Genomic DNA, 995 nt, shown 5'->3' with positions numbered 1-995 from the left:
TTCGACGGACGGCTTCGGCGCGTTGACATCGGCCGCCGCAAGAACGATCGCCGCAGGCTTCAGTGCGATGACGTCGTTCATCTGCGATTGCTGGGCGTCGGTCTTGTTATCGGCGTTCAGCGATTTGAAGTCATAGCCGACCTGCTTCAGGAACAGTTCCAGCGCGGTCACCGAGCCGGTTTGGAATTCGTCGAGCAGTGTCGGCACCAGGTAGTAGACGGTACCCTTGGACTGGGCGAATGCCGGCGTGAGCGTGGCAACGGCCAGGGCCAGGATACCGAAGACAGAAAGTAGCACTCGCTTCATGTCGTTCGCTCCTCTTCTCGCCGGACCCCTCATTTGTCCCTCAGCCCGCCGGTCCGGCACCGGCGAGCGTCTCTCCGGTGATCATGTTGATCACCGCATCGGGACTTGTCTTGTTGCGCGCAACGTCGCCTGCCACGACGCCTTGGCGGATCACCACGATCCGGTCGGCGACCTGGAAGGCCTGCTGCATGATGTGGGTGATGATGACGACACCGATGCCCTGGCTTGCCACCTGGCGGATCATGTCGAGGCCGCGGCGCGTCTGCTCGACGCCGAGCGCGGCGAAGGGCTCGTCGAGCAGCACCAGCTTGCCGCCCCAATGGACGAAGCGGTTGAGCTCGATCGCCTGCCGCTGGCCGCCCGAGAGATGCTCGACCTTGGTGCGCAGCGAGGGAATGCGCGTGCCGGCATTGGCCAATGCCTTCGCCACCACCGCTTCCATGGCGCGCTCGTCGAGTACCGGAACGCCAAGCACCTTGCGCGTGATCTCGCGGCCCATGAAGAAGTTGGCCACCACATCGACGTTGGTGCAGAGCGAGAGATCCTGGTAGACCGTCTCGATGCCGGCGGCCTTGGCCTCGGCGGGGGATTTGGCAAGGAACTCCTTGCCTTCGAACAGCATGCGGCCGGAAGTCGGCTCGAGCCCGCCGGCGATGATCTTGACCAGCGTCGACTTGCCGGCGCCGTTG

At 64.1% G+C, this 995-nt stretch carries 1 protein-coding gene and 1 pseudogene; both read right to left on the bottom strand.

The features are described from left to right. Window positions 1-306, bottom strand: a pseudogene (locus tag EOA29_RS37835) (substrate-binding domain-containing protein); the annotation flags it as partial. Window positions 307-346: 40 nt separating this feature from the next. Then, window positions 347-995: ATP-binding cassette domain-containing protein (locus tag EOA29_RS37830; RefSeq protein WP_145970100.1), on the bottom strand; the 649-nt coding region annotated here is incomplete at its 5' end.

The organism is Mesorhizobium sp. M1E.F.Ca.ET.063.01.1.1 (genome assembly GCF_003998155.1).
Lineage (GTDB): Bacteria > Pseudomonadota > Alphaproteobacteria > Rhizobiales > Rhizobiaceae > Mesorhizobium.
The sequence above is the reverse complement of the archived record's forward strand: the minus strand, read 5'-3'. Positions and strand labels throughout refer to the sequence as shown.